Annotated in this window: 21 protein-coding genes; all 21 read left to right on the top strand. The window is 46.7% G+C overall.

The genetic code is table 11. The annotated features are described in order from the left end of the window. The 21 genes from FHC49_RS07070 (at position 1) to FHC49_RS06970 (ending at position 26,052) form a co-directional block, all read left to right on the top strand. Positions 1-966, top strand: coding sequence for a GDP-L-fucose synthase (locus FHC49_RS07070; RefSeq protein ID WP_185666987.1), 966 nt, complete (start codon positions 1-3; stop codon positions 964-966). A 3-nt stretch (positions 967-969) separates the two neighbouring features. Then, entirely contained in the window at positions 970-1,449 is a 480-nt protein-coding gene (locus FHC49_RS07065) for a GDP-mannose mannosyl hydrolase (RefSeq protein WP_185666988.1), read from the top strand. After that, complete coding sequence (gene wcaI, locus FHC49_RS07060; RefSeq protein ID WP_185666989.1) at positions 1,446-2,669, top strand: colanic acid biosynthesis fucosyltransferase WcaI; 1,224 nt, start codon at positions 1,446-1,448, stop codon at positions 2,667-2,669. The genes FHC49_RS07065 and wcaI overlap by 4 nt, the downstream gene beginning before the upstream one ends. A gap of 3 nt (positions 2,670-2,672) precedes the next feature. After that, positions 2,673-4,109, top strand: coding sequence for a mannose-1-phosphate guanyltransferase (gene cpsB, locus FHC49_RS07055; protein ID WP_220439380.1), 1,437 nt, complete (start codon positions 2,673-2,675; stop codon positions 4,107-4,109). Between the two features lie 106 nt (positions 4,110-4,215). Next, positions 4,216-5,586: a colanic acid biosynthesis phosphomannomutase CpsG gene (gene cpsG, locus FHC49_RS07050; protein ID WP_220439379.1), complete on the top strand. Its 1,371-nt coding sequence runs from the start codon at positions 4,216-4,218 to the stop codon at positions 5,584-5,586. Positions 5,587-5,705: 119 nt separating this feature from the next. Then, positions 5,706-7,100, top strand: coding sequence for an undecaprenyl-phosphate glucose phosphotransferase (gene wcaJ / locus FHC49_RS07045; protein WP_220439378.1), 1,395 nt, complete (start codon positions 5,706-5,708; stop codon positions 7,098-7,100). 9 nt (positions 7,101-7,109) lie between these two features. Next, positions 7,110-8,591: an MOP flippase family protein gene (locus tag FHC49_RS07040; RefSeq protein WP_220439377.1), complete on the top strand. Its 1,482-nt coding sequence runs from the start codon at positions 7,110-7,112 to the stop codon at positions 8,589-8,591. A 30-nt stretch (positions 8,592-8,621) separates the two neighbouring features. Next, positions 8,622-9,902 (top strand): colanic acid biosynthesis pyruvyl transferase WcaK, encoded by a 1,281-nt coding sequence (gene wcaK / locus FHC49_RS07035; protein ID WP_220439376.1) that lies wholly within the window; start codon positions 8,622-8,624, stop codon positions 9,900-9,902. Further along, entirely contained in the window at positions 9,899-11,122 is a 1,224-nt protein-coding gene (gene wcaL, locus FHC49_RS07030; RefSeq protein ID WP_220439375.1) for a colanic acid biosynthesis glycosyltransferase WcaL, read from the top strand. Before wcaK ends, wcaL begins: the two co-directional genes overlap by 4 nt. A 9-nt stretch (positions 11,123-11,131) precedes the next feature. After that, positions 11,132-12,526, top strand: a complete 1,395-nt coding sequence (gene wcaM, locus FHC49_RS07025) for a colanic acid biosynthesis protein WcaM (protein ID WP_220439374.1) — start codon at positions 11,132-11,134, stop codon at positions 12,524-12,526. 134 nt (positions 12,527-12,660) lie between these two features. Further along, positions 12,661-13,554, top strand: coding sequence for a UTP--glucose-1-phosphate uridylyltransferase GalF (gene galF, locus FHC49_RS07020; protein ID WP_220439373.1), 894 nt, complete (start codon positions 12,661-12,663; stop codon positions 13,552-13,554). Positions 13,555-13,870: 316 nt separating this feature from the next. Next, the gene (locus tag FHC49_RS24655; protein WP_220439372.1) at positions 13,871-14,989 is read left to right on the top strand and encodes a glycosyltransferase; all 1,119 of its coding nucleotides are present in this window, start codon (positions 13,871-13,873) and stop codon (positions 14,987-14,989) included. Between the two features lie 159 nt (positions 14,990-15,148). Beyond that, the gene (gene cpsB, locus FHC49_RS07010; protein ID WP_220439371.1) at positions 15,149-16,585 is read left to right on the top strand and encodes a mannose-1-phosphate guanyltransferase; all 1,437 of its coding nucleotides are present in this window, start codon (positions 15,149-15,151) and stop codon (positions 16,583-16,585) included. Between the two features lie 123 nt (positions 16,586-16,708). Further along, entirely contained in the window at positions 16,709-18,076 is a 1,368-nt protein-coding gene (gene cpsG, locus FHC49_RS07005; protein ID WP_220439370.1) for a phosphomannomutase CpsG, read from the top strand. Positions 18,077-18,089: 13 nt separating this feature from the next. After that, on the top strand, positions 18,090-19,364 hold the full coding sequence (locus tag FHC49_RS07000) for a lipopolysaccharide biosynthesis protein (protein ID WP_220439369.1): 1,275 nt from the start codon (positions 18,090-18,092) through the stop codon (positions 19,362-19,364). Beyond that, the gene (wzy, locus tag FHC49_RS06995; RefSeq protein WP_220439368.1) at positions 19,351-20,583 is read left to right on the top strand and encodes an oligosaccharide repeat unit polymerase; all 1,233 of its coding nucleotides are present in this window, start codon (positions 19,351-19,353) and stop codon (positions 20,581-20,583) included. The genes FHC49_RS07000 and wzy overlap by 14 nt, the downstream gene beginning before the upstream one ends. 143 nt (positions 20,584-20,726) lie before the next feature. After that, positions 20,727-21,824 (top strand): glycosyltransferase, encoded by a 1,098-nt coding sequence (locus FHC49_RS06990; protein ID WP_220439367.1) that lies wholly within the window; start codon positions 20,727-20,729, stop codon positions 21,822-21,824. 9 nt (positions 21,825-21,833) lie between these two features. After that, on the top strand, positions 21,834-22,865 hold the full coding sequence (locus FHC49_RS06985) for a polysaccharide biosynthesis protein (protein ID WP_220439366.1): 1,032 nt from the start codon (positions 21,834-21,836) through the stop codon (positions 22,863-22,865). After that, positions 22,858-23,727: an SDR family oxidoreductase gene (locus tag FHC49_RS06980; RefSeq protein ID WP_220439365.1), complete on the top strand. Its 870-nt coding sequence runs from the start codon at positions 22,858-22,860 to the stop codon at positions 23,725-23,727. Before FHC49_RS06985 ends, FHC49_RS06980 begins: the two co-directional genes overlap by 8 nt. After that, positions 23,705-24,859 carry a non-hydrolyzing UDP-N-acetylglucosamine 2-epimerase gene (gene wecB, locus FHC49_RS06975; RefSeq protein WP_220439426.1) on the top strand — a complete coding sequence of 385 codons (1,155 nt, stop codon included), beginning with the start codon at positions 23,705-23,707 and terminating at the stop codon, positions 24,857-24,859. The genes FHC49_RS06980 and wecB overlap by 23 nt, the downstream gene beginning before the upstream one ends. Continuing rightward, the gene (locus FHC49_RS06970) at positions 24,859-26,052 is read left to right on the top strand and encodes a glycosyltransferase family 4 protein (protein ID WP_220439364.1); all 1,194 of its coding nucleotides are present in this window, start codon (positions 24,859-24,861) and stop codon (positions 26,050-26,052) included. The genes wecB and FHC49_RS06970 overlap by 1 nt, the downstream gene beginning before the upstream one ends. The last annotated feature ends 1 nt before the right edge of the window (position 26,053 follow it).

Here is a 26,053-nt window from a genome sequence, read left to right as displayed (position 1 = left end):
ATGACCAGAGAACGCATTTTTGTGGCGGGCCACCGGGGAATGGTGGGCTCTGCCATCGTCCGACAGCTTGAGCTGCGCGGTGACGTGGATCTGGTTCTGCGCAGCCGCGACGAGCTTAACCTGCTGGACAGCCGCGAGGTGCATGACTTCTTCGCCCGCGAAAATATCACTCAGGTGTATCTGGCAGCGGCGAAGGTGGGCGGTATTGTCGCCAACAACACCTTCCCGGCGGACTTCATCTACGAAAATATGATGATTGAAAGCAACATCATTCACGCAGCGCATACGCACAACGTGAACAAGCTGTTGTTCCTCGGTTCATCCTGTATTTACCCGAAGATGGCCAACCAGCCGATGCACGAGAGCGAACTGCTGCAGGGCACGCTCGAAGCCACCAACGAGCCGTACGCGATTGCCAAAATCGCCGGGATCAAGCTGTGCGAATCCTACAACCGTCAGCACAACCGCGACTATCGCTCGGTGATGCCGACCAACCTGTACGGGCCGAACGATAACTTCCACCCGAGCAACTCCCACGTGATCCCGGCGCTGTTGCGTCGCTTCCACGAGGCGGTGCAGAAGAACGATGCCGACGTGGTGGTGTGGGGCAGCGGTACGCCAATGCGCGAGTTCCTTCACGTCGATGATATGGCGGCCGCCAGCATCCACGTGATGGAGCTGGACCGCAGCGTGTGGCTCGACAACACCCAGCCAATGCTGTCGCACATTAACGTCGGCACCGGCGTTGACTGCACCATCCGCGAGCTGGCGCAGACGCTGGCGAAAGTGGTGGGCTTTAAAGGCCGCGTGGTGTTTGACGCCACCAAGCCGGACGGGACGCCGCGCAAGTTGCTCGACGTATCGCGCCTGCATCAACTGGGCTGGTATCACGAGATTTCGCTGGAGGCTGGGCTTGCCAGCACCTACCAGTGGTTCCTCGAAAACCAGCACCGCTTCCGGGGGTAACGCATGTTTCTGAGCGAGGAGGCGTTTGCCACCGTGGTGCAGTCTACGCCGCTGATTTCCATCGATCTGATCGTGGAGAACGCGCAGGGCGAGTTTCTGCTGGGTAAACGCACCAACCGTCCGGCGCAGGGATACTGGTTTGTCCCCGGCGGACGGGTACAGAAAGATGAACCGCTGGCCGAGGCGTTTGCTCGCCTCACCCTAGCGGAACTGGGGCTGAGCCTGCCGATGACGGCAGGCCGCTTCTACGGCGTCTGGCAGCATTTTTATGACGACAACTTCTCGGACGCGGACTTCTCGACCCACTACATCGTGCTGGGGTTCCGCCTGCAGGTGGACGCCGAGGCGCTCACGCTCCCGGAGGCTCAGCATAACGACTACCGCTGGATGAGTCCTAAGGCGCTGCTGGCGGCGGACAATGTCCACGAAAACAGCCGCGCCTACTTCCGGGTCGACAAAATGGCCGAGGTACCGGGCTTATGAAGATTCTGGTGTATGGCATTAACTACTCGCCTGAACTGACCGGCATCGGCAAGTACACCGGCGAGATGGTGGAGTGGATGGCGCGTCAGGGCCACGAGGTGCGGGTGATTACCGCGCCGCCGTACTACCCGGAGTGGCAGGTTGGCGTGAACTACTCCAGCTGGCGCTATCGTCGGGAAGAGGGTGAGGCCACCGTGTGGCGCTGCCCGCTGTACGTGCCGAAGCAGCCCTCGACGCTCAAGCGTCTGTTGCATCTTGGCAGCTTTGCGCTCAGCAGCTTCTTCCCGCTGATGGCCCAGCGTCGCTGGAAACCGGACCGCATTATCGGCGTCGTACCGACCCTGTTTTGCACACCGGGCATGCGCCTGTTAGGCAAACTCTCCGGGGCGCGCACGCTGCTGCATATTCAGGATTATGAAGTCGACGCCATGCTAGGTCTCGGCATGGCCGGTAAAGGCAAGTCCGGCAAGGTGGCGAAGCTCGCCAGCGCTTTTGAGCGCAGCGGCCTGCACAACGTCGACAACGTCTCGACGATCTCGCGTTCGATGATGAACAAAGCCTGCGAGAAGGGCGTACCGGCGGAGAAGGTGATCTTCTTCCCTAACTGGTCTGAAGTATCGCGTTTTCGCGAGGTGTCCGAAACGCGGATTATCGCGCTGCGTCAGCGTCTGGGTCTGCCGGGCGAGCGAAAAATTGCGCTCTATTCCGGCAATATCGGTGAAAAACAGGGACTGGAAAGCGTCATTACCGCCGCTGAGCAGCTCCGCGAGCAGCCGCTGCTGTTTGTGATTGTCGGCCAGGGCGGCGGCAAAGCGCGGCTGGAAAAGATGGCCGCCGAACGCGGACTGGATAACGTGAAATTCCTGCCGCTGCAGTCTTATGACGATTTACCCGCCCTGCTGGCGATGGGTGACTGCCATCTGGTTATCCAGAAGCGCGGCGCGGCGGATGCGGTACTGCCGTCCAAACTGACCAATATTCTGGCGGTGGGCGGCAACGCGGTGATCACCGCAGAGGCGGACACCGAGCTTGGACAGCTTTGTCTCGACAACCCAGGCATTGCGGTATGCGTCACGCCTGAATCGGTTCCGTCGCTGGTGGAAGGGATTGAACAGGCGCTGAGCATGCCAAAACGCAACGCGGTGGCCCGCGCCTGGGCAGAACGCTCGCTCGAAAAAGAGCACGTTCTTAACCAATTTATTGCTGATATTCGGGGTTAAACGATGAGTCAATCTACGCTTTTCCCGGTCGTGATGGCCGGTGGCTCGGGCAGCCGCCTGTGGCCGTTGTCCCGAGTGCTGTACCCCAAGCAGTTCCTATGCCTGAAAGGGGACATGACCATGCTGCAGGCCACGGTTAACCGCCTGGAAGGGGTGAAATGTGCGAGCCCGGTGGTTATCTGCAACGAGCAGCACCGTTTTATCGTCGCCGAGCAGCTGCGCCAGCTGAACAAGCTGACCGAAAACATCATTCTGGAACCCGCTGGGCGCAACACCGCCCCGGCAATTGCGCTGGCCGCGCTGGCCGCTATGCGCCGTGAGCCGGATAACGACCCGTTGATGCTGGTGTTGGCGGCAGACCACGTCATTCAGGACGAAGATGCCTTCCGCGCCGCGGTACGCGATGCCACACCGTACGCCGAAAGCGGCAAACTGGTGACGTTCGGTATCGTGCCGAGCCTGCCGGAAACCGGCTATGGCTATATTCGTCGCGGCGACGTGAGCCCGGCTGCCGGTGAGGCGTTGGCGTTTGAAGTGGCGCAGTTCGTCGAAAAACCGAACCTTGATACCGCTCAGGCCTACGTCGCCTGCGGTGAGTACTACTGGAACAGCGGCATGTTCCTGTTCCGCGCCGGCCGTTACCTGGAAGAGCTGGGCAAATATCGCCCGGACATTCTTCGCGCCTGCGAAAAAGCGATGAACGTCACCGACCCGGATCTCGATTTTATCCGCGTCGAGGAAGAGGCTTTCCTGAGCTGCCCGGATGAATCTATCGACTATGCGGTGATGGAACGCACCAACGACGCGGTTGTGGTGCCGATGGACGCTGGCTGGAGTGACGTCGGCTCCTGGTCATCGCTGTGGGAAATCAGCAACCATACGCCGGAAGGCAACGTGCACCACGGCGATGTGATCAGCCATAAAACCGAGAACAGCTACGTCTACGCGGAATCAGGCCTGGTGACGACCGTCGGGGTAAAGGATTTGGTGGTGGTGCAGACCAAAGACGCGGTGCTTATCGCCGATCGCAACGCGGTGCAGGACGTGAAAAAGGTGGTCGAGAAAATTAAGGCCGATGGCCGTCACGAACACCATATCCATCGTGAAGTCTATCGTCCGTGGGGCAAATATGACTCTATCGACTCCGGCGATCGCTACCAGGTGAAGCGCATCACCGTGAAGCCGGGCGAGGGACTCTCTCTGCAGATGCATCACCACCGGGCCGAACACTGGATTGTGGTGGCCGGCACCGCCAAAGTGACTCTCAATGATGAGATAACCCTGCTGGGTGAAAACGAATCCATCTACATCCCGCTGGGTGTGACGCACTGCCTGGAAAACCCGGGGAAAATTCCGCTCGACCTGATTGAAGTGCGCTCAGGCGCCTATCTCGAAGAGGACGACGTGGTGCGATTCGCCGACCGCTACGGGCGCGTCTAGCGCGCCTATTCTGCCCGATGGCGCTGCGTCATCCGGCAACTCACGATATGAAAAATCATGACCCTCACCGGTCAGGGCCAACCGTTGCCTGAAGAAAGGTAAAAACATGAAAAAGCTGACCTGTTTTAAAGCCTATGACATTCGCGGCAAGCTGGGCGAAGAGCTGAATGAAGAGATTGCCTGCCGCATTGGTCGCGCCTATGGCGAGTACCTGAAACCGAAAACCGTGGTGCTGGGCTGCGACGTACGCCTGACCAGCGAAGCGTTGAAGCTGGCGCTGGCGCGCGGCCTGCGCGATGCGGGCGTGGACGTGCTGGATATCGGTCTTGCCGGTACTGAAGAGATCTACTTCGCCACCTTCCATCTCGGCGTGGACGGCGGCATTGAAGTGACCGCCAGCCATAACCCGATGGACTACAACGGCATGAAGCTGGTGCGCGAAGGCGCGCGTCCGATCAGCGGTGACACCGGGCTGCGTGATATTCAGCGTCTGGCGGAAGAGAACTTCTTCCCGCCGGTGGACGACGCAAAACGCGGCGGCTATCAGCAAATTAACCTGCGCGATGCCTACGTTGAGCATCTGCTGGGCTACATCGATGTGAAAAATCTCACCCCGCTCAAGCTGGTGATTAACTCCGGCAACGGCGCGGCGGGCCCGGTTATTGATGCGCTGGAAGCCCGCTTCAAGGCGCTGAACGTGCCGGTCAGCCTGATTAAGGTGCATAACAACCCGGATGGCAACTTCCCACACGGCATTCCTAACCCGCTGCTGCCGGAGTGCCGCGATGATACCCGCGATGCGGTGCTGAAGTACGGTGCCGATATGGGCATTGCCTTTGACGGCGATTTCGACCGCTGCTTCCTGTTCGACGAGCAGGGGCAGTTTATCGAGGGCTACTACATCGTTGGCCTGCTGGCGGAAGCCTTCCTCGAGAAAAACCCCGGCGCGCGCATTATCCACGACCCGCGCCTGTCGTGGAACACCGTCGACGTGGTGACCGCCGCAGGCGGCACGCCGGTGATGTCGAAAACTGGTCACGCGTTTATCAAAGAACGTATGCGCAAAGACGACGCGGTGTACGGCGGCGAGATGAGCGCCCACCATTATTTCCGCGATTTTGCCTACTGCGACAGCGGGATGATCCCGTGGCTGCTGGTGAGCGAACTGCTGTGTCTGAAGGGCAAAACCCTGGGGCAACTGGTGCATGACCGCATGGCGGCATTCCCGGCAAGCGGGGAGATCAATAGCCAGCTGAAAGCGCCGTCTGAGGCGATTGCCCGGGTAGAGGCGCATTTTGCCGGCAGCGCGCTGGAGATTGACCGTACCGACGGCATCAGCCTGGCGTTCGCCGACTGGCGCTTCAACCTGCGTTCGTCGAACACCGAACCGGTGGTGCGCCTGAACGTGGAGTCTCGCGGCAATACGCCGCTGATGCAGGCGCGAACGCAGGACATTCTGGCGCTGCTTAATCAGTAACAGTTTCCCCCCTCACCCTAACCCTCTCCCCACAGGGGAGAGGGGACCGTCTGGTTTTCTCCCTCGCCCCTGTGGGGAGAGGGCCGGGGTGAGAGGGAACACATTGAATAGGACCAACGATGACGACTCTAAAAAAGCGCGAACGAGCCAAAACGAATGCATCGTTAATCTCCATGGTGCAACGTTTTTCAGATATCACCATCATGATAGGTGGGCTGTGGCTGGTGTGTCAGGCCGTCGCGTTGCCGTTTTTGTACCTGCATCTGCTGATGGCGCTGGTCACGCTGGTGGTATTCCAGATGATCGGCGGGATCACCGACTTTTATCGCTCATGGCGCGGCGTCCGTATCACCACCGAGCTGTTACTGCTGCTGCAAAACTGGACGTTGAGCCTGGTCTTTACCGCTGGGCTGCTGGCGTTTAACGATGACTTCAACACCAACTTCGCCATGTGGCTAGCGTGGTATCTGCTGAGCACCATCGGCATGCTAGCCAGCCGGGCGTTTATCCGCTACGGCGCGGGCGTGCTGCGCCATCGCGGCTACAACACCCGCTATGTGGCGGTGGCTGGCGATATGCCGGAAGGGCAGGCGCTGCTGGAGAGCTTCCGCAATCAACCGTGGCTTGGCTATGCGTTAGTGGGCTGCTATCACGATGCAAAACCGGGCGGCGTGAATACCGACTGGATGGGCAACTTCGAGCAACTGCTTGACGACGCCCGCTGCGGCAAGATTCACAACGTCTATATCTCCATGGCGATGCAGGACGAGCTGCAGATCAAAAATCTGGTGCGCGATCTCGCCGACACCACCTGTACCGTGCTGCTGATCCCGGATGTATTCACTTTCAACATTCTGCACTCCCGCGTCGAAGTGGTGAACGGCATTCCCGTCGTCCCGCTGTACGACACCCCGCTCTCCGGCGTAAACCGCATCCTGAAACGACTGGAAGATATCGTGCTGGCCAGCGGCATTCTGCTGCTTATCTCTCCGGCGCTGTGCTGTATCGCGCTGGCGGTGAAGCTCAGTTCGCCTGGGCCGATTATTTTCCGCCAGACCCGCTACGGTATGGACGGTAAGCCTATCAAAGTGTGGAAATTCCGCTCCATGAAGGTGATGGAGAACGACAAGGTGGTGACTCAGGCGACGCAAAACGACCCGCGCGTGACCCGTGTGGGCAACTTCCTGCGCCGGACCTCGCTCGATGAACTGCCGCAGTTTATCAACGTGCTCACCGGCGGGATGTCGATTGTTGGCCCACGTCCGCACGCCGTGGCGCATAACGAGCAGTACCGTCAGCTGATTGAAGGCTACATGCTGCGTCACAAAGTGAAGCCTGGCATTACCGGTTGGGCGCAGATTAACGGCTGGCGCGGCGAGACCGACACCCTGGAGAAAATGGAAAAACGGGTGGAGTTCGACCTCGAATACATCCGCGAGTGGAGCCTGTGGCTCGATATCAAAATTGTTTTCCTGACGGTGTTTAAAGGCTTCGTCAACAAAGCAGCCTATTGAGGACGCAACATGGGCTTACGAGAAAAAACCATCAACGGCGCCAAATGGTCGGCGATGGCAACGGTGGTGATTATTGGCCTTGGACTGGCGCAGATGACCGTGCTGGCGCGACTGTTTGACGCCCATCAGTTTGGCCTGCTCACCGTGTCGCTGGTGATTATCGCGCTGGCGGATACGCTGTCGGATTTCGGCATTGCCAACTCGATTATTCAGCGCAAAGAGATTAGCCAACTGGAGCTGACCACGCTCTACTGGCTGAACGTCGGGCTTGGGGTGGCGGTGTTTGCGGCGGTTTATCTGCTGAGCGACACCATCGCCAACCTGCTGCATAACCCGGACCTGGCACCGCTGATTAAAACCTTGTCGCTGGCGTTCGTGGTGATCCCGCACGGCCAGCAGTTCCGCGCGTTGATGCAAAAGGAGCTGGAGTTTAACAAAATTGGTTCGATTGAGACCGCCGCCGTGTTGTCAGGCTTCACCTTCACGGTGATAAGCGCCTGCTTCTGGCCGCTGGCGATGACCGCGATCCTTGGCTATCTGGTTAACAGCGCCGTGCGCACGCTGCTGTTTGGCTACTTTGGCCGCAAAATTTACCGCCCGGGCCTGCACTTTTCGCTCGTCACCGTGATGCCCAACCTGCGATTCGGCGCGTGGCTAACGGCGGACAGCATTGTTAACTATATCAACACCAACCTCTCTACCCTGACGCTGGCGCGTATTCTCGGGGCGAGCGTCGCGGGTGGCTACAACCTGGCCTACAACGTGGCGGTGGTGCCGCCAATGAAGCTTAACCCGATTATCACTCGCGTGCTGTTCCCGGCGTTTGCCAAGATTCAGGACGACAACGACAAGCTGCGGGTGAACTTCTACAAGCTGCTGTCGGTGGTGGGGATTATCAACTTCCCGGCGCTGCTGGGGCTGATGGTGGTGAGCAATAACTTCGTGCCGCTGGTGTTTGGCGAGAAGTGGATGCACATCGTGCCGATCCTGCAATTGCTGTGCGTGGTGGGGCTGCTGCGCTCCATAGGCAACCCGATTGGCTCGTTGCTGATGGCCAAAGCGCGCGTGGATATCAGCTTTAAATTCAACGTGTTTAAAACCTTTCTGTTTATTCCCGCGGTGATTATCGGCGGGGAGATGGGCGGCGCGATTGGCGTGACGCTCGGCTTCCTGCTGGTGCAAATCATCAACACCATCCTCAGCTACTTCGTGATGATCAAACCGGTACTGGGGCCGGGCTACCGTGACTACCTGCTGAGCCTGTGGCTGCCGTTCCGGCTTTCGCTGCCCACGCTTATCACCAGCTATGCCGTCGGGCGACTGCTGGCGGCCAGCGTGTCGTTACCGATGCTGCTGGCGTTACAGGTGCTGGTGGGCGTACTCAGCTTTGCGCTGGTGATTGTGCTGTCGCGCAATAGCCTGCTGATTGAACTTAAAAAACCGCTCTGTCGGAGCCAGAAACTGAAGACGCTCCTACGCGTCCCTAATTGATTTGCTTGAAACCCCTTTGATGAGGCCATGATGAAATTATTAATTTTGGGAAACCACACCTGCGGCAACCGCGGCGATAGCGCCATTATGCGCGGCTTGCTCGATGCCATCGTCCGCCAACAGCCGGACGTAGAAATGGACGTGATGAGCCGTTTCCCGATCAGTTCCTCCTGGTTGCAGGGGCGTGAGATTATCGCCGATCCGCTGTTTCAACTGAGCCAGAAGCAGCAGGCGGCAGGGGGGATGAGCGGGCGCGTGAAGAAGGTGCTGCGCCGTCGCTTCCAGCACAAGATCCTGCTGGCGAAGGTGACCGGCGAAGGCAAATTGCGGAACTTTGAGATTGCGCCGGAGTTCCATGAATTTGTACGCTTCCTCGGTAACTACGATGCGATTATCCAGGTCGGCGGCTCGAACTACGTCGATCTCTATGGCTTGACCCACTTTGAGTATCCGCTGTGCGCCTTTATGGCCAATAAGCCGATTTACATGATTGGCCACAGCGTCGGGCCGTTCCAGAACCCGGACTTTAACCAACTGGCGAACTACGCCTTTGGCCGCACTCATGCGCTGATCCTGCGTGAAACCGTCAGCCGTGAGCTGATGGCGAAAGCGGAGATCGATACGTCGAAAGTGGAGCAGGGCGTGGATACCGCCTGGTTGGTTGAGCACCGTAATGACAGCTTCGAAGCGAGTTACGCGGTGCAGCACTGGCTGAATCTGACCGCCCAGCGTAAAACCGTCGCGATTACCCTGCGCGAGCTGGAGCCGTTCGATAAACGTCTTGGCACCACGCAGCAGGCCTACGAAAAAGCCTTTGCCGAGGTGGTAAACCGGATGATTGCCGACGGTTATCATGTACTGGCGCTCTCGACCTGTACCAGCATCGACCGCTACAACCGTGATGACCGCATGGTGGCGTTACGCATGGCGCAGTACGTCGAAAACCGCGAACACTTCCATATCGCCATGGATGAACTGAACGACGTGGAGATCGGCAAGATCCTCGCCTCCTGCGAGCTGACCATCGGCACGCGTCTGCACTCGGCGATTATCTCCATGAACTTTGGCACCCCGGCAATTGCCATTAACTATGAGCACAAATCCGCGGGCATCATGCAGCAGCTTGGGATGCCGGAGATGGCTATCGACATTCGCCACCTGCTGGATGGTTCCATGCAGGGCGTGGTGGCCGATATTCTGAATCAGCTTCCGGCGCTGGGTGAGAAGGTGGCGACGGCGGTAGAAGGCGAGCGTCAGAAAGGCTTTAGCATGATTGAATCGGTGCTCAGCCGTATTCGGGAGGGCCGATGAAAGTCAGCTTCTTTCTGCTGAAATTCCCGTTATCGTCAGAGACCTTCGTCCTGAACCAGATTGTGGCGTTTATCGAGATGGGCCATGAGGTAGAGATTGTCGCGCTGCAAAAGGGCGACCTCACCAACACCCATGCCGCCTACACCCAGTACCGGCTGGCGGAGAAAGTCCGCTGGTTACAGGATGAGCCCGCCAGCGCGCTGGAAAAGCTGCGCTACCGCGCGTTCAGCACTCTGCGCGGCCTGCACCGTCCCGCGGTCTGGCGGGCGTTGAATACGCGTCGCTATGGGCAAGAGGCGCGCAATCTCATTCTTTCCACCATCTGTAGCCGCACACCGACGCCAATTGTGGCCGATATCTTTATCGCCCACTTTGGCCCGGCGGGCGTAACGGCGGCGAAGCTACGCGAGCTGGGGGTGATTGACGGTAAAATTGCCACCGTGTTTCACGGTATTGATATTTCCAGCCGCGAAGTGCTCAGCCACTATGGCGGGGAGTATCAGCAGCTTTTTCGGCGCGGCGACATGATGCTGCCCATTAGCCAGCTGTGGGCTGAACGGCTACAGGCGATGGGCTGCCCGGCGGATAAAATCACCGTCTCGCGGATGGGGGTGAATATGGACCGTTTCTCATTACGGCCTTTGAAAGCGCCGGACGACTGTCTACAGATTATCTCCGTTGCCCGGTTGACCGAGAAAAAGGGGCTGCATGTGGCGATTGAAGCCTGTCGCCAGCTAAAAGCGCAGGGAGTCAACTTTCGCTACCGTATTCTCGGCATCGGCCCGTGGGAACGGCGTTTGCGCACCCTGATTGAACAGTATCAGTTGGAAGACCGCGTGGAGATGCCGGGATTTAAACCGAGTCACGAAGTGAAAGCGATGCTTGATGAAGCCGACGTGTTCCTGCTGCCGTCGGTGACCGGCGCGGACGGCGATATGGAGGGGATTCCGGTGGCGCTAATGGAGGCGATGGCCGTGGGGATCCCGGTGCTCTCTACCGTTCACAGTGGGATCCCGGAGCTGATTGAGTCTGGGGATTCCGGCTGGCTGGTGGCCGAAAACGACGCGCGGGCGCTAGCCGACAAGCTGAAAGCATTAGGACGGATGGATGCGCAGAGCCTCCAGCCGGTGCTTGAGCGGGCTCGTGAAAAAGTGGAAACCGATTTTAACCAGCAGGTGATCAACCAACAGCTTGCCCACCTGCTGTACACGCTTTGCTAAGGAGGTGCCATGCGTACTTTAACCCGACGACACTTTCTGACGGCCGGCGCGACGCTGGCCGCCTTGCCGCTGCTGCCCGTCGACCTCGCCCGTGCGGCAGGGCAATCAGCAGCGGCTGATATTCGCGAATTCTATCGTGACGGTGACTGGATCCGCGCGTTTAACGAGGCGTTCAGCAAGGCGGATACGGTCTCCGTTCCTGCTGGCGTGACCTGCGACAATATCAACACCGCCATCACCGTGCCGCCGGGCAAAACGCTGGCGGTTACCGGGGCGCTAAAGGGCAACGGCCGCGGGCGGTTTATCCTGCAACAGGGCTGTAAAATTAGCGGCAGCGGCGAGGCGAGTCTCTATAACATCACCCTCGACGTCCGCGGCGGCGACTGCACGATTGAAGGGCTGACCATGAGCGGTTACGGCCCGGTGGCGCAGATATTTATCGGCGGCAAAGATAAGCAGCAGATGCAAAATCTTAACATTACCCGCCTCACCGTCACCAAAGCGAACTACGGCATTCTCCGCCAGGGCTACCACAATCAGTGGCAGGACGTCAGCATCACCCACTGCCATTTCAGCTACCTGCAGGGCGACGCCATTGAATGGAACGTGGCGATAAACGACAGCAATATCCTCATTTCTGACCATGTCATCGACCATATCGACTGCACCAACGGCAAGGTAAACTGGGGGATAGGCATTGGCCTCGCGGGTAGTACCTACGATAACGGCTACCCGGAAGACCAGGCGGTTAAGCACTTTGTGGTTGCCAACATCACCGGCAGCAACTGCCGCCAGCTGGTGCACGTTGAGAACGGAAAGCATTTTATTATTCGCAACGTCAAGGCCAGTAATATCACCCCAGAATTCAGCAAGCAGGCGGGAATAGATAACGCCACCGTAGCGATCTACGGATGTGATAATTTCGTTATCGATGGTGTCGATATGGTTAATAGCGCGGGAATGCTGATCGGCTATGGTGTTATCAAAGGTAACTATTTGTCGATACCGCAAAATTTCCGTTTGAATAATATACAGATTAATAATGAGAAGGCAGATACTAAGCTGCGGGGGATCCAGATCTCCTCAGGTAACGCACAGTCCTTCATTTCTATCACCAACCTGAATCTGCGCTATGCCTCGCTGGCGCTGCACAACAAGCCACAGCATATTTTCATGCGCAATATCAATGTGATGCAGGTAGCATCGCGTGAGCCAGCGCTGTCGCTCAACTTTGACTTGCGTAAGGATGTGCGCGGTAAATTTATGGCCAAACAGGATACGCTGCTGTCGCTGGCGCACGTCAACGCCGTTAACGAGAAGGGACAGCCGTCGGTGGATATCGACCTTATTGATCAACATGTTGTTAATTCTGAACGGCTTAATTTCACGCTGCCGCGCCGCTAGCGGCAACTTCCCTGCCCATTCTCGGACTATATCCAGAGATTTCGCCTAATCCAAAGAGATACTATGAGAAAACAGGGTGGATTAAACATGTTTAATCGCTATAATTCAGCAACCGAATATAGGTGGACAAGATAATGGTTAATTTGAAAGCAGTCATTCCGGTAGCGGGTCTGGGCATGAATATGCTCCCTGCCACGAAGGCGATTCCCAAAGAGATGCTGCCGATCGTCGACAAGCCAATGGTTCAGTATATCGTTGACGAAGTGGTTGCTGCAGGTATCAAAGAGATCGTTCTGGTAACGCATGCATCGAAGAACTCGGTGGAGAACCACTTTGACACCTCGTACGAACTGGAAGCGCTGCTGGAACAACGTGTAAAACGTCAACTGCTGGCTGAAGTTCAGTCTATCTGTCCTCCTGGCGTTACCATCATGAACGTTCGTCAGGCTCAACCGCTGGGTCTGGGACACTCTATCCTTTGCGCCCATCCGATCGTTGGCGATAACCCGTTTGTGGTTGTGCTGCCGGACATCGTGCTGGACAACGCAAGCGCTGACCCGCTTCGCTATAACCTTGCCGCAATGGTGGCTCGTTTCAATGAAACGGGGCGTAGCCAGGTACTGGCAAAACGCATGCCGGGCGATCTGTCTGAATACTCCGTGATCAAAACCAAAGATCCGCTGGACGTGGAAGGCAAGATTAGCCGCATTATCGACTTCATTGAAAAACCTGACCAACCGCAGGAACTGGACTCAGACCTGATGGCCGTTGGCCGCTACGTGCTTTCCGCTGATATCTGGCCTGAACTGGCGAAAACCGTGCCGGGGGCATGGGGTCGTATTCAGTTGACGGATGCGATTGCTGAGCTGGCTAAAAAACAGTCTGTTGATGCGATGCTGATGACGGGCGAGAGCTACGACTGCGGGAAGAAAATGGGGTATATGCAGGCGTTTGTGCAGTATGGGCTGCGGAATGTGAAGGATGGGGCGAAGTTCAGGAAAGGGATTGAGAAGTTACTTAGTCAATAAAACCTAAGGACTTAGTTACGATAATACAGAATAATTGCGGCATCTAACATCCCGGTGTTTAGGTTTATTATACGGAATGTTAATGCCGTTTTTTACTAAAAATTAAAAAAAAACAATGAATTAGTTGAGCGTGTCTGGTTGTAATTACCTAGTTAATCCTTGTATCTGGTCGCATTTGGTAAGACAATTACGGCCTAAAATTTGGACTTGGAGGTTAATTAAAGCCAAGCATATCTAAAGGCGCGTAGTGCACTGGTAGCTGTTAAGCCAGGGGCGGTAGCGTGGTTTTCTGTCTAATGTGCTATTGGGAAAAGTAGTGGAAAATATAATATTTTTAACATTAGATTTGGTCTATCCTGATGATACTGGTGGGCGTAAACTATCATTAGGTAGAATATTATATGAGCAAGAAAGAGGGAATCGAGTAACGGTAATTCATTACAATTTAAAAAATCAAGTTGAAGATGAAGCCGTTCTTTTCTTTAAAGAAAGAGATATACCATTTTATTCCTTTAATAAAAATAAAAAACAGAGCATTTGCTCTCGATTATTTGGTTATTTAAAATCATTTATAAATAAAATACCTGAGCCAAGTTATTTAATTAACAAAGATAAGGATTTTAATTATTTCCTAGATGATAAAATTAAGGAAATAAAACCAACGCTAGTATCTATAGAATCTATCTTCTTAGTTGGTGTTGGTAGTTTATTGCAAAGCCGCATGGTCAACAGGAATTATACATTTCATAATGTAGAATCGAGTTTTTACTATAGCCTATTTGTTTCCGATAAAAAAATAATTAAAAAAATACATTATCTCATTCAATCCTATTTATTAAAAACAGTAGAGAAGGATATTTTTAATTCTACAGGAGATGTTACCTTTACTTTCCTATCAAAAAACGATATGTCTGAATACCAAAAAAAATATATCATTAATAGCGATCGCTGTCTGATTAATCATAATCATTTAAATGTAACTCAAAAAATAGAAAGAAATATCAATCACGTTGAGCCATTTTATCTCTTTGCGGGCAGTTTGGATTTTCCTGCTAACAGTTATGCCATCAGAAAATTACTTGATACTCCGGGTGTAAACTGGGATTTTCTGCCAAAAATCATAATTACGGGGACGGTTTCGGACAGCACAAGAAAAATGTTTTCTGGATATAAGAATATAAATTTAGTCGGTAGAGTTAATGATAATGAATTGAATGAACTATTTGCAACATGCCTGGCAAGTATTTCACCAATTTTAACTGGCGGTGGTATTAAAATAAAAAACTTAGAGGCCCTAAAATTAGGAGTACCTCTAATAGCTACAGATTTTTCGTGTATTGGTATTGATGTTAAATCAGAGAGCGTTATTTTAACAGAAAATGATCCAGCGAGCTTCTATAAAGCAATGGTTGACTACTATAAAAATAATGGCTAATTAATGTAACACTTGCTCATTCATTAATGGACACGGATACGTTATTATAAGGTTAATTTATCTGTAGAGATTTAATAAATTTTTTTGTTGTTTATTCAGAACGTCAAAGTTGTTATGGCAATTTATTAATACTTATCACTAAATCAAATGAAGGTTTTGATGACAAATATCAGTCTTTGTCCTGTAGTGATGGCAGGAGGTACAGGGAGCCGATTATGGCCACTCTCGAGAGAGTTATACCCTAAGCAATTCCTTTGTCTACAGGGTAAATACAGCATGTTGCAGGAAACAATTAACCGATTAAAAGGGATTGCATGTGAAGACCCGATGGTTATTTGCAATGAACAACATCGATTTATTGTTGCAGAACAACTAAGAGAAATAAATAAACTAGCAGGTAACATTATACTTGAACCATTTGGTCGCAATACTGCACCAGCTGTAGCACTTGCAGCAATTGCGATGAGGTGTCGCAGTAGTGATACTGATCCAGTATTATTAGTTCTGGCAGCAGATCATATTATACAAAATAGTGATGCATTTAGTGATGCGGTGCTGAATGCACTTCCATACGCTGAAGCTGGTAAGTTGGTCACGTTTGGTATCGTGCCTAATAAACCCGAAACCGGTTATGGCTATATTAGGCGAGGTAATATTACTCGAGTACAAAGTTGTATGAATGCTTTTGATGTTGCCCAGTTTGTTGAAAAGCCGAATCTTAAAACTGCGGAGAAATATGTAGCAAGCGGCGATTATTATTGGAACAGTGGCATGTTCCTGTTTAGAGCAGATTGCTATTTAGATGAATTACGGAAATATCGTCCAGAGATTCTAGACTACTGTGAAAAGGCCATGGCCGCCACAAATTTTGATCTGGACTTTATACGCATTGACGAGGAAGCATTTCATTCTTGTCCAGAAGAATCAATCGATTATGCGGTAATGGAAAATACAGCCGAAGCAGTGGTTATGCCCTTGATGGCTGGGTGGAGTGATGTAGGGTCGTGGTCATCATTGTGGGAAATTAGCGACCATACGGCTAAAGGTAACGTCAATCATGGCGATGTAATTAGCTACGCCACTGAAGATAGCTATGTGTATGCAGAATCAAGTCTAGTTGCTACGGTGGGCGTGAAAGATCTGGTTGTAGTGCAAACTAAAGATGCGCTTCTGATTGCTGATCGGCATGCCGCACAGGACGTGAAAAAAGTAGTGGAGCAAATTAAAACCAGTGGCCGTCATGAACACCATATTCACAGAGAAGTTTATCGGCCATGGGGAAAATATGACACTGTTGATACTGGGGAACGCTACCAAGTCAAGCGTATCACTGTCAAACCTGGCGAGGGGCTATCTACCCAGATGCATTACCATCGTGCAGAGCATTGGGTAGTGGTGGCTGGGACTGCTAAGGTTACTGTTAATGGTGAGATAAAAGTGCTCACCGAAAACGAGTCTATCTATATCCCGCAAGGTGTAATCCACTGCCTGGAAAACCCAGGAAAAATGCAACTTGAGATTATAGAAGTGCGGACGGGGTCATATCTTGCCGAGGACGATATAGTGCGGGTTGCTGATCGCTATGGCCGTATTTGAACATAATAAAAAATATGTATACAGATCTCTATCTTCGATGAGTGTTTCATGAGTGAGTGATAATAAAAAATAATTGCAAAATTTTCATTCAGTTTGAATTTAGGTCTGGAGTCAGAGGTAGTAATGGATAATTTAACCTGTTTCAAAGCATACGATATTCGTGGAAAGTTAGGTGAAGAACTAAATGAAGATATCGCATGGCGAATTGGGCGTGCTTATGGCTGTTATCTAAAACCTAACACGATCGTGGTGGGAGGCGATGTGCGTCTAACGAGTGAGAGTCTTAAACATGCTTTGGCAAAAGGTTTACAAGATTCAGGGGTCAATGTCTTAGATTTAGGTACCTCTGGAACAGAAGAAATTTATTTTGCCACTTTTCACTTAGGTATCAGTGGCGGTATTGAAGTGACGGCTAGCCATAATCCTATAGACTATAATGGTATGAAACTGGTTCGAGAAGGCGCTCGACCGATAAGTGGCGATTCAGGCTTACAAGATATACAGCGTTTAGCAGAAATAAATGAATTCCCACTTGTTGACAAAAATGTCCGTGGCAGTTATCAAAAAATAAACATACGATCAGCATATATTGACCACTTGATGGGCTATGTCGATATCAATAATTTTAAAAAAATAAAGCTGGTTATTAACTCAGGTAATGGAACAGCTGGCCCAGTTGTGGATGCGATAGAGGCTAGATTTCAGGAACTCGGTCTTCCTGTTACTTTTATCAAAATCCACAACTCTCCAGATGGAAATTTCCCAAATGGCATCCCAAACCCGCTTCTGCCTGAATGTCGGGATGATACTCGTGATGCAGTTATCAAACATAAGGCTGATTTGGGTATTGCATTTGACGGGGATTTCGACCGTTGTTTTATGTTTGATGAAACAGGGCGGTTTATTGAGGGTTATTATATTGTAGGTTTGTTAGCTGAAGCGTTTGTTAACAAACATCCGGGGGCTAAAATAATTCATGATCCACGGCTATCATGGAATACTGTTGATGTAGTGACTACTGCGGGAGGTTCAGCAGTTATGTCGAAAACAGGGCATGCATTTATCAAAGAGCGGATGCGTCTTGAAGATGCAGTTTATGGTGGGGAAATGAGTGCCCACCACTATTTTAAAGATTTCGCATACTGTGACAGTGGTATGATCCCGTGGTTACTGGTGACTGAACTTATGTGTTTGAAAGGAAAATCACTAGGCGAGTTGGTTAACGATCGGATTTCTGCATTCCCAGCAAGTGGAGAAATTAATTGCCATCTTGCTAACCCACCAGAAGCTATTGCAAGAGTTGAAGCCTATTTTCGCGAAACCGCAATTGTAGTCGACCGAACTGATGGTGTTAGTATGGAATTTTCTGACTGGCGTTTTAACCTACGATCATCGAATACTGAACCTGTAGTACGTTTGAACGTAGAGTCACGTGGTAATATTACTCTAATGGAATCAATGACAAAATCTATCGAATCTTTATTATACTGATCAGAAATAAAACATGGAATTAAACAAAAGTAATATACTAAATAAATATTTAAAACAATCAGGTTCATTCTTAACAAGAATAGTTGTTTCAGTTATATCACTACTATTGAGTGTAATAATTGTTCGCGTATATGATAAAAATGCCGTAAGTTCTTTTTTTCTATTCGTAAGCTATACAACATTTTTAACGCAGGTATTATTATTTGGTATGACACCTGCTTTGAATATACTGGCCGCTAATAAAATTCGGATGTTAGATATTTACCGTGAGATTGCGAAAAAATTGTGTATTTCGATTCCCATAACGATAATAACACTTTTTATTTTCATTAAAACGTTTAATATCGAGAACGTATATTTGCTATTTTTTGCTACGATAGTAAATGGAATAATAAACATATTAACGGAATTAATGAAAGGGAATGGTGCATACATATCCTCACAGTTATACAATGGTGGCGTGAGCACAGTTTTATTTATTGGACTTATTGTATTAAATAACTTTGTTCCGTTTGGTGCTAATGTTGTTGAGTTGTATGTTTTATCGCTAGTTCTATCTCTAGGTATGAATTATTATGAATGGTCGTTGAAATATAATAAAGTAACAATGATTCGCATTTGTAATAAAAATAGGATTTTATTTAAAAATATACTTCCCATATATTTGTCTACGGTGATTGTATATTTGTTTTCGCAAATGGATTTATGGGTTATATCAAAGAGTTTTGAAGCTGAAACAATTGCTCAATACGGTCTGGCAATAAGGCTAGCTGCGCTATTGAGTTTTTCAACACTATCAGTACGTGCTATAGCTGCTAGTCGCATACCACTATTAATAAATAATAAAATGCTACTGCAAAGAGAAATTCATAATAGCTGTAATTTTTCCTTCATAGTAAGCACTATGACATTATTATCATTGCTTACATTAGGATACTGGCTTATAGGAATAGTCTTTGGGGTAAGTTATCAATTTTCCTGGTATATATTAGTAGTTTTCTCTGTGGGGCAAATTGTGAATGCTGCTACTGGGCCATGTGATTTTCTCTTAAGTCACACGGGGCATGGTATATCATTGATGTGGATAACATTTATTTCATTCTCAATGTTAGTTCTCATGTTTGTAGTGGTTAAATTTTTCCAAGCGGATAATGTTTTTTTATACTGCAGTTCAGTTTCCGTAGTCATTGCAGTGCAAAACTTAGGTGTTATGTATATAGCATACAAAAAAACCGGTATTCTATCATTGCCATCCTTTAAAAAGGAATGCACTAGTGTTGAAAGGTAATAGGAGTTCGATCGTATCTTTTTTACTTCTCTATATAATATCAGCATTTATATCGTTATTTCAGACGCTAACACAGCCAAATTATCCAGGGGAACTTGGTGAGTTTACCCGCTCTATTACTTCTTTTGACGTGGTGGCAATAAGCTTATTAAATATAATATCATTTTTTGTTTGCTATTTTGTTTTTTTAGCATTAACCGGTTTTCGCCTGAAATTTGATAATAAAATTCATGTTGAATTTAATAAAAAAAGAATAAATAAAGTTTTAACATTATTATTAGCTGCCCAGTTGTCTTTTTTACTTACGACAAATGTAGGGAAAGTAGCGGTAACTGCGAGTGATGTTGCTACTTCCATTTATAGTCCTTTATTTGCCTTTTTAAAACCAGAACCATTTATTTATATGTTCTTTCTTGCTTTCCGTACAGAAAAGAATTTCACATATAGAAAAAATATTCTATTCACATTTAATATTTTATTATTCATATCGTTTAAAATATTACAAGGCTGGACAAGTTTTCTTCTTATAATGTTTTTCTTAGAGATATATGCTCGCTTTCAAGAAAAAAACAATAAATTTGTGTTACTATTTCCAATTTTTATCATTATCTTAGGAGGCGGGATTTATCAATACGCTTTTGAATTGAAAAACGAAATTCGTGGAGTAAAAAAAGTTGAACCATTGACCTATTATCAAGGTGTTGAACAACTAACTTCGCGACTATCGATGAATCCAGTTTCGTTAGGGGCGTATGAAAACGATAACAAAATTATTGAGTTGTACAAAGAAGATAATAGAGAATTTAAAGAATCGGTATCTTTGTTGAGGCCTATAATTCCCAATAGATTTATAGATAAGGATTATAGAATATTAAATAATAATGTTATTGAATCTTTTTATCCAGATCTAAATCAATATACTAGTTCTGATTTTGGTGCTGTCATTTATTATTATATATTATTTAGAGCTAGTCTGCCTGATTTTATAACCACTATTCTGATTGCGATTATATTAATTTTGTTTGCAAAGATCTATTTTGATTCGATGTCCTTGTATAATGGGCAATATGATATTTTATTGTTTTTTATTGTGTTTTATTCATTTTATACGGTCAGTCTGGAAAATGTGTTTGGGCAAGGTTTTTTCCCCTATCTATTTAGCTCCTTATTTTTCTTCATTACTGGTGGAATTAGATTAGTCAGAAAGAGTGAGATATGAATGCAGTACTGACATTTATTTGATGATAACGTTTATCATTAACATATAATTATATGTTAATTTATTTTTGAATTATATTTATGAGCAATCAGATCCAGAATCGTGACATACTGTAGGTTGTAATAATGGTGAGCAGGTGTTTAATGTTTGATCAAACAAAAGAATATGTAATCGTCAGTGCAACAGCGCTCGAATCAAGTGGTGCATTAACGATTTTGCGACAATTTATTGAACATGCTTCTAATGATTCTCATGATTTCATTATATTCGTACCTTCCTCGTTAGATTTACCCGAATATAAAAATATAGTCTATGTTAAGACTTCTCCGAAAAACTGGATAAAAAGAATTTATTGGGATTGGTTTGGATGCGGTAAATTTTTGAAGCGTGAATCGATTAAAGTAAAATTGGTCATTTGTTTGCAAAATTCCAGTCTAAATGTCCCGTATCAACAAATAATTTACCTTCATCAGCCAATTCCTTTTAGTGAATTTAGTTTATCTTTAAGAAATTTAACGCTAAATGATCTTAAATTATTCCTATATAAAAAATTCTATGCGTTATTTATTTTTAAATTCATAAATGATCAAACTATTTTTGTTGTGCAGACTGAATGGATGAAACTCGGTGTATTAAAAAAATGTACTGGTTTGAATATAGAGCAAGTAGTAGTATTAAAGCCGGACCTGAAACTTGCCAGTGAATTAATAAACGAAAATTTAATACATAAAAACACATTGTTATATCCAGCTACTGCTCTAAGTTATAAAAATCATATAGTGATTTTAAAATCCTTAGTAATTTTAAAGGAAAAATATCATATAAATGATATTAAATTCCAAGTTACTTTCGATAAAGGGATGTATAAAACTTTTGATCGCTACATCTCCAAGTATAGTCTTTCTGATAACATAGAGTATCTTGGTTTTATTTCCTATTCTGAGTTGCAACAAAGATATCATAGAGTTGCGGTAATTGTATTTCCAAGTTACATCGAATCATATGGTTTACCATTAATTGAGTCTGCTAGTCTGGGAAAACAAATCGTATGTAGTGATTTACCTTATGCACGTGATGTTCTCGAAAACTATGAAGGAGTAAGTTTTGTCAAATATGATGATGAAAGCCATTGGGCTCATTCGATATATAATGCACTAATAATAAAATCTCATACACAAATTAGGCCTTATGAAAATGACACCCGCTCCTCATGGCCACATTTCTTCGATCTTATTCAATAGGGATAAAAAATGTTTAAAGATGCTACATTACTGATAACAGGTGGGACTGGATCCTTTGGTAACGCGGTATTACGTCGCTTCTTAGATTCTGATATTGGCGAAATTAGAGTCTTTAGCCGCGACGAGAAAAAGCAAGATGACATGCGTAAAAAATATGCAAGTGACAAACTTAAATTTTACATAGGTGATGTAAGAGACTATAAAAGTGTCTTAACTGCCACACGCGGAGTTGATTTTATTTATCACGCAGCAGCGTTAAAACAAGTACCTTCGTGCGAGTTTTATCCAATGGAGGCAGTTAAAACAAATGTTATAGGAACAGATAATGTACTAGAGGCTGCAATTGCTAATAAAGTTTCTCGTGTTGTTTGCTTAAGTACAGATAAAGCAGTGTATCCTATAAATGCCATGGGTACTTCAAAGGCCATGATGGAAAAAGTCATTGTTGCTAAATCCAGAAATTTACCTAAAGGTATCACAATCTGCGCGACTAGATATGGTAATGTAATGGCGTCGAGAGGATCTGTAATTCCACTTTTTATTAACCAAATTATGGAAGGACGTCCGCTTAGTATTACCGATCCGCATATGACTCGTTTCATGATGACTCTAGACGATGCCGTGGATCTAGTGCTACATGCTTTCGAATATGGTTCTAATGGTGATATTTTTGTTCAGAAGGCTCCGGCTGCGACAATTGAAACATTAGCTCAGTCATTACTAAATATTACAAATAAACCTGGCCATCCTATTAATTCTATCGGTACGCGTCATGGCGAAAAACTCTTTGAGGTCCTTTGCAGTCGTGAGGAAATGTTAGTCGCTGAAGACCAGGGCAATTACTATCGAATACCTAGTGATAAGCGTGATCTGAATTATGAGAAATTCTTCGACAAGGGAAGGGAAGATATTCAGCATATTGAAGATTATAATTCTCATAATACTCAGCGTTTGAATGTTGATGAAATGAGTATGTTACTTAGAAAACTGGAATATATAAATAAGATAGAAGCAGGTGAAATGGTTGATCCAGATGCGTAACAAAATATTGGTAGTTGGTGCAAATGGTATGTTGGGTAGCAGTATATTACGCTACTTTTCAGAAGTTGGTCACTATGAAGTTTTGGGTACTACGAGAAGTACTGAAAGCGCGAGATATCTTGAAAATTCAACGAATGCAAACCTCATTAGCGGTATTGATGTTAATGATTTCGCACGTTTAGAATCTGTGATTATTGAACATAAGCCCAATATCGTATTTAATTGTATTGGCGTTATTAAGCAACTTGATGCAGCAAAAAATAACATTATTACTATCGGTATAAACTCGTTACTACCTCATAAATTGGCACAAGTATGCTCTGTAAATGATGCGAAATTGATACATTTCTCTACAGATTGTATTTTTAAGGGAACTAAAGGTAACTATATTGAGACTGATGAATCAGATGCAATTGATTTATACGGTAAATCCAAGTTTCTAGGCGAGGTTGATTATGGTGGACATCTGACTCTACGAACGTCCATTATTGGCCATGAGTTGGGCACAAATCATAGTCTCGTTGATTGGTTCTTATCTCAAAAAGGTTCTGCACGCGGATTTACAAATGCTATTTTCTCTGGATTACCGACCTGTTATATGGCTGAGGTTATCCATCGTTATGTAATTCCAAACAATTTATCAGGTTTATATCATTTAAGCGTAGATCCCATCAGCAAATATGAATTACTTAAGATAATTAATTCAATATATGGAAAAAACATTGAGTTGGTTCCAACAGGCGATCTTCGAATTGATCGTAGTTTGAACTCAAGTCAGTTCCAAAATAAAACAAATTATTCTCCAAAATCTTGGGTGAAACTAATTGAGATGATGAATGATGAGTACAAAAAATATTTCTAAAACAAAAATTAAAGTAGTGACTGTAGTTGGTACGAGACCAGAAATAATTCGTTTATCCCGTGTCATAGCTGTTCTTGATGAGTTTACTGAGCATTATCTTGTTCATACAGGCCAAAACTATGACTATGAGTTAAATGAGGTTTTCTTTACGGAATTGGAAATAAGAAAACCTGACTTCTTCCTGAATGCTGCGGGGGATAATGCTGCTGAAACGATTGGTAATGTGATTATTGAGTCTGATAAAGTATTTGATGAATTACGACCAGATGCATTACTCATTCTTGGTGATACGAATAGTGCTTTAGTAGCAATATCAGCTAAACGGCGTAAAGTCCCAATTTTCCATATGGAAGCCGGTAATAGATGCTTCGACTTTAGAGTTCCTGAAGAAATAAATAGAAAAATCGTTGATCATATTTCAGATATTAATCTGACTTATAGTGAGATTGCAAGAGAATATCTTTTAAAAGAAGGTATCCCTGCAGATCAGATTATAAAAACTGGTAGCCCGATGCGTGAGGTTCTCAGTTTTTACAAAGATCGCATTCTTGCCTCAAATATTTTGAATAAATTTAATTTGCATGAAAATAGCTATTTTTTAGTTAGTAGCCATCGAGAGGAAAATGTAGATTCCCCTGATAAATTATATTCATTAATTGAAACTCTAAATACTATTTCTGAGATATATGCATTGCCTGTAATAGTCTCAACGCATCCACGAACTAGAAATAGAATTAATAATCTAGATATCGAAATAAATGATAACATAATATTTTCTAAACCCTTTGGGTTTTTCGATTATATAAAGCTTCAACAAAATGCTAGGGTCGTACTTTCTGATAGTGGAACTATAACTGAAGAATCCTCGGTGCTAAATTTCCCTGCATTGAATTTACGTGAAGTACATGAACGTCCTGAAGGATTTGAAGAAGCGGCCGTCATGTTTGTAGGCCTTGATAAAGACAGAATTATTCAAGGCATTGATATATTACAAAATCAAAAACGTGGTGAAAATCAGCGTGATCTCCACATGGTAACTGATTATAAAACGAATAATGTTTCGATAAAAATCCTCAGAATAATAATGAGTTATACAAATTTTGTTAATGCAAAAGTTTGGAAGAAATTCTAATGCGAATTGCATTAATATGTGATGATTACATGCCTGATAGTACTCGTGTGAGTGCGAAGATGATGCATGAATTAGCTTGCGAGCTTCTAAGAATAGGGTATGACCCCGTTGTTATTTGCCCAAACGATAAAATAAAAGCTATTGATGTAATTAAGTTAGATGGTGTTACAATTTATAGATTTCCGAACGGTGCTATAAAGGATGTCTCAAAAATATCGAGAGCAATTAATGAATCTATGTTATCAATTAATGCTTGGAATAGTATTAAAAGCAGAGTCAATTGTGAAAAAATAGATGGCGTAATTTATTACTCGCCATCTATTTTTTTAGGGCCTTTAGTTAATAAAATAAAAAAAAGATTTAATTGCAAATCTTATTTGATATTGAGAGATTCATTTCCTCAATGGTTAATCGATCAGAAAATAATAAAATCAGGTTGGTTGACCGATCGTTATTTTAGATGGTTTGAAAAAATAAACTATGAAGTTGCTGACTGTATTGGTTTAATGTCGGAAAAAAATAAAGATATTTTCCTTAATAAATATGATGGTAAATATAACGTGGAAACGTTATTTAATTGGGCAGACATTAAAGAGGTTGATAAAACTCCGGATTCCCCTCTGTTATCGATGATGGGCCTTGAAAATAAAACCATATTTTTTTATGGTGGCAATTTAGGTCATGCTCAAGATATGATGAATTTAATGAGATTAGCGAGTGCAGTATCGTTTCGAGATGATATCCATTTTCTTTTTATTGGGCAAGGAGATGAAGTCCGTCTTGTCCAGCAGTTTATAAGCGATAACGAATTAACTAACTGTACCTATTTGCCTTCTATTCCTCAGGATGAGTTCAAATCGGTTTTGAAAGTTGTTGATGTTGGGTTGTTTAGTCTTGCTAAACACCACTCAGTTCATAATTTCCCCGGCAAGCTATTGGGTTATATGGCTAGCAAATTACCTATCCTGGGAAGTGTGAATGAGGATAATGATGTTATGCAAATTATCAATAATGCCGAGGCAGGATATTCATTTGTAAATGGCAATGACGAAGATTTGGCCAAAGCGGCAATTCGACTCGCTGATAGTCCAGAATTAAGGGATAAACTGGGGGGGAATGCTTTTTCTCTATTGCAAAATAAGTTTTCCGTTGAGTCTGCAGCAGAGTCCATCTTGAAAAAGCTATTCGGTTGAT

Source organism: Kluyvera sp. EC_51 (genome assembly GCF_019584505.1).
Taxonomy (GTDB): domain Bacteria; phylum Pseudomonadota; class Gammaproteobacteria; order Enterobacterales; family Enterobacteriaceae; genus Kluyvera; species Kluyvera sichuanensis.
Note: the sequence above shows the minus strand (reverse complement) of the source record. Positions and strands in the feature narration are given on the sequence as shown.

Excerpts from the sequence above, each read along its gene's own strand:
- wecB (WP_220439426.1), top strand. The coding sequence starts at position 23,705 with ATGAGTACAAAAAATATTTCTAAAACAAAAATTAAAGTAGTGACTGTA.
- FHC49_RS07000 (WP_220439369.1), top strand. The coding sequence starts at position 18,090 with ATGGAATTAAACAAAAGTAATATACTAAATAAATATTTAAAACAATCA.
- wcaI (WP_185666989.1), top strand. The coding sequence starts at position 1,446 with ATGAAGATTCTGGTGTATGGCATTAACTACTCGCCTGAACTGACCGGC.
- FHC49_RS06985 (WP_220439366.1), top strand. The coding sequence starts at position 21,834 with ATGTTTAAAGATGCTACATTACTGATAACAGGTGGGACTGGATCCTTT.
- FHC49_RS06980 (WP_220439365.1), top strand. The coding sequence starts at position 22,858 with ATGCGTAACAAAATATTGGTAGTTGGTGCAAATGGTATGTTGGGTAGC.
- cpsG (WP_220439379.1), top strand. The coding sequence starts at position 4,216 with ATGAAAAAGCTGACCTGTTTTAAAGCCTATGACATTCGCGGCAAGCTG.
- FHC49_RS07040 (WP_220439377.1), top strand. The coding sequence starts at position 7,110 with ATGGGCTTACGAGAAAAAACCATCAACGGCGCCAAATGGTCGGCGATG.
- wcaM (WP_220439374.1), top strand. The coding sequence starts at position 11,132 with ATGCGTACTTTAACCCGACGACACTTTCTGACGGCCGGCGCGACGCTG.
- FHC49_RS06970 (WP_220439364.1), top strand. The coding sequence starts at position 24,859 with ATGCGAATTGCATTAATATGTGATGATTACATGCCTGATAGTACTCGT.
- galF (WP_220439373.1), top strand. The coding sequence starts at position 12,661 with ATGGTTAATTTGAAAGCAGTCATTCCGGTAGCGGGTCTGGGCATGAAT.
- FHC49_RS07065 (WP_185666988.1), top strand. The coding sequence starts at position 970 with ATGTTTCTGAGCGAGGAGGCGTTTGCCACCGTGGTGCAGTCTACGCCG.
- cpsG (WP_220439370.1), top strand. The coding sequence starts at position 16,709 with ATGGATAATTTAACCTGTTTCAAAGCATACGATATTCGTGGAAAGTTA.
- wcaJ (WP_220439378.1), top strand. The coding sequence starts at position 5,706 with ATGACGACTCTAAAAAAGCGCGAACGAGCCAAAACGAATGCATCGTTA.
- FHC49_RS06990 (WP_220439367.1), top strand. The coding sequence starts at position 20,727 with ATGTTTGATCAAACAAAAGAATATGTAATCGTCAGTGCAACAGCGCTC.
- wcaK (WP_220439376.1), top strand. The coding sequence starts at position 8,622 with ATGAAATTATTAATTTTGGGAAACCACACCTGCGGCAACCGCGGCGAT.
- cpsB (WP_220439380.1), top strand. The coding sequence starts at position 2,673 with ATGAGTCAATCTACGCTTTTCCCGGTCGTGATGGCCGGTGGCTCGGGC.
- FHC49_RS07070 (WP_185666987.1), top strand. The coding sequence starts at position 1 with ATGACCAGAGAACGCATTTTTGTGGCGGGCCACCGGGGAATGGTGGGC.
- cpsB (WP_220439371.1), top strand. The coding sequence starts at position 15,149 with ATGACAAATATCAGTCTTTGTCCTGTAGTGATGGCAGGAGGTACAGGG.
- wcaL (WP_220439375.1), top strand. The coding sequence starts at position 9,899 with ATGAAAGTCAGCTTCTTTCTGCTGAAATTCCCGTTATCGTCAGAGACC.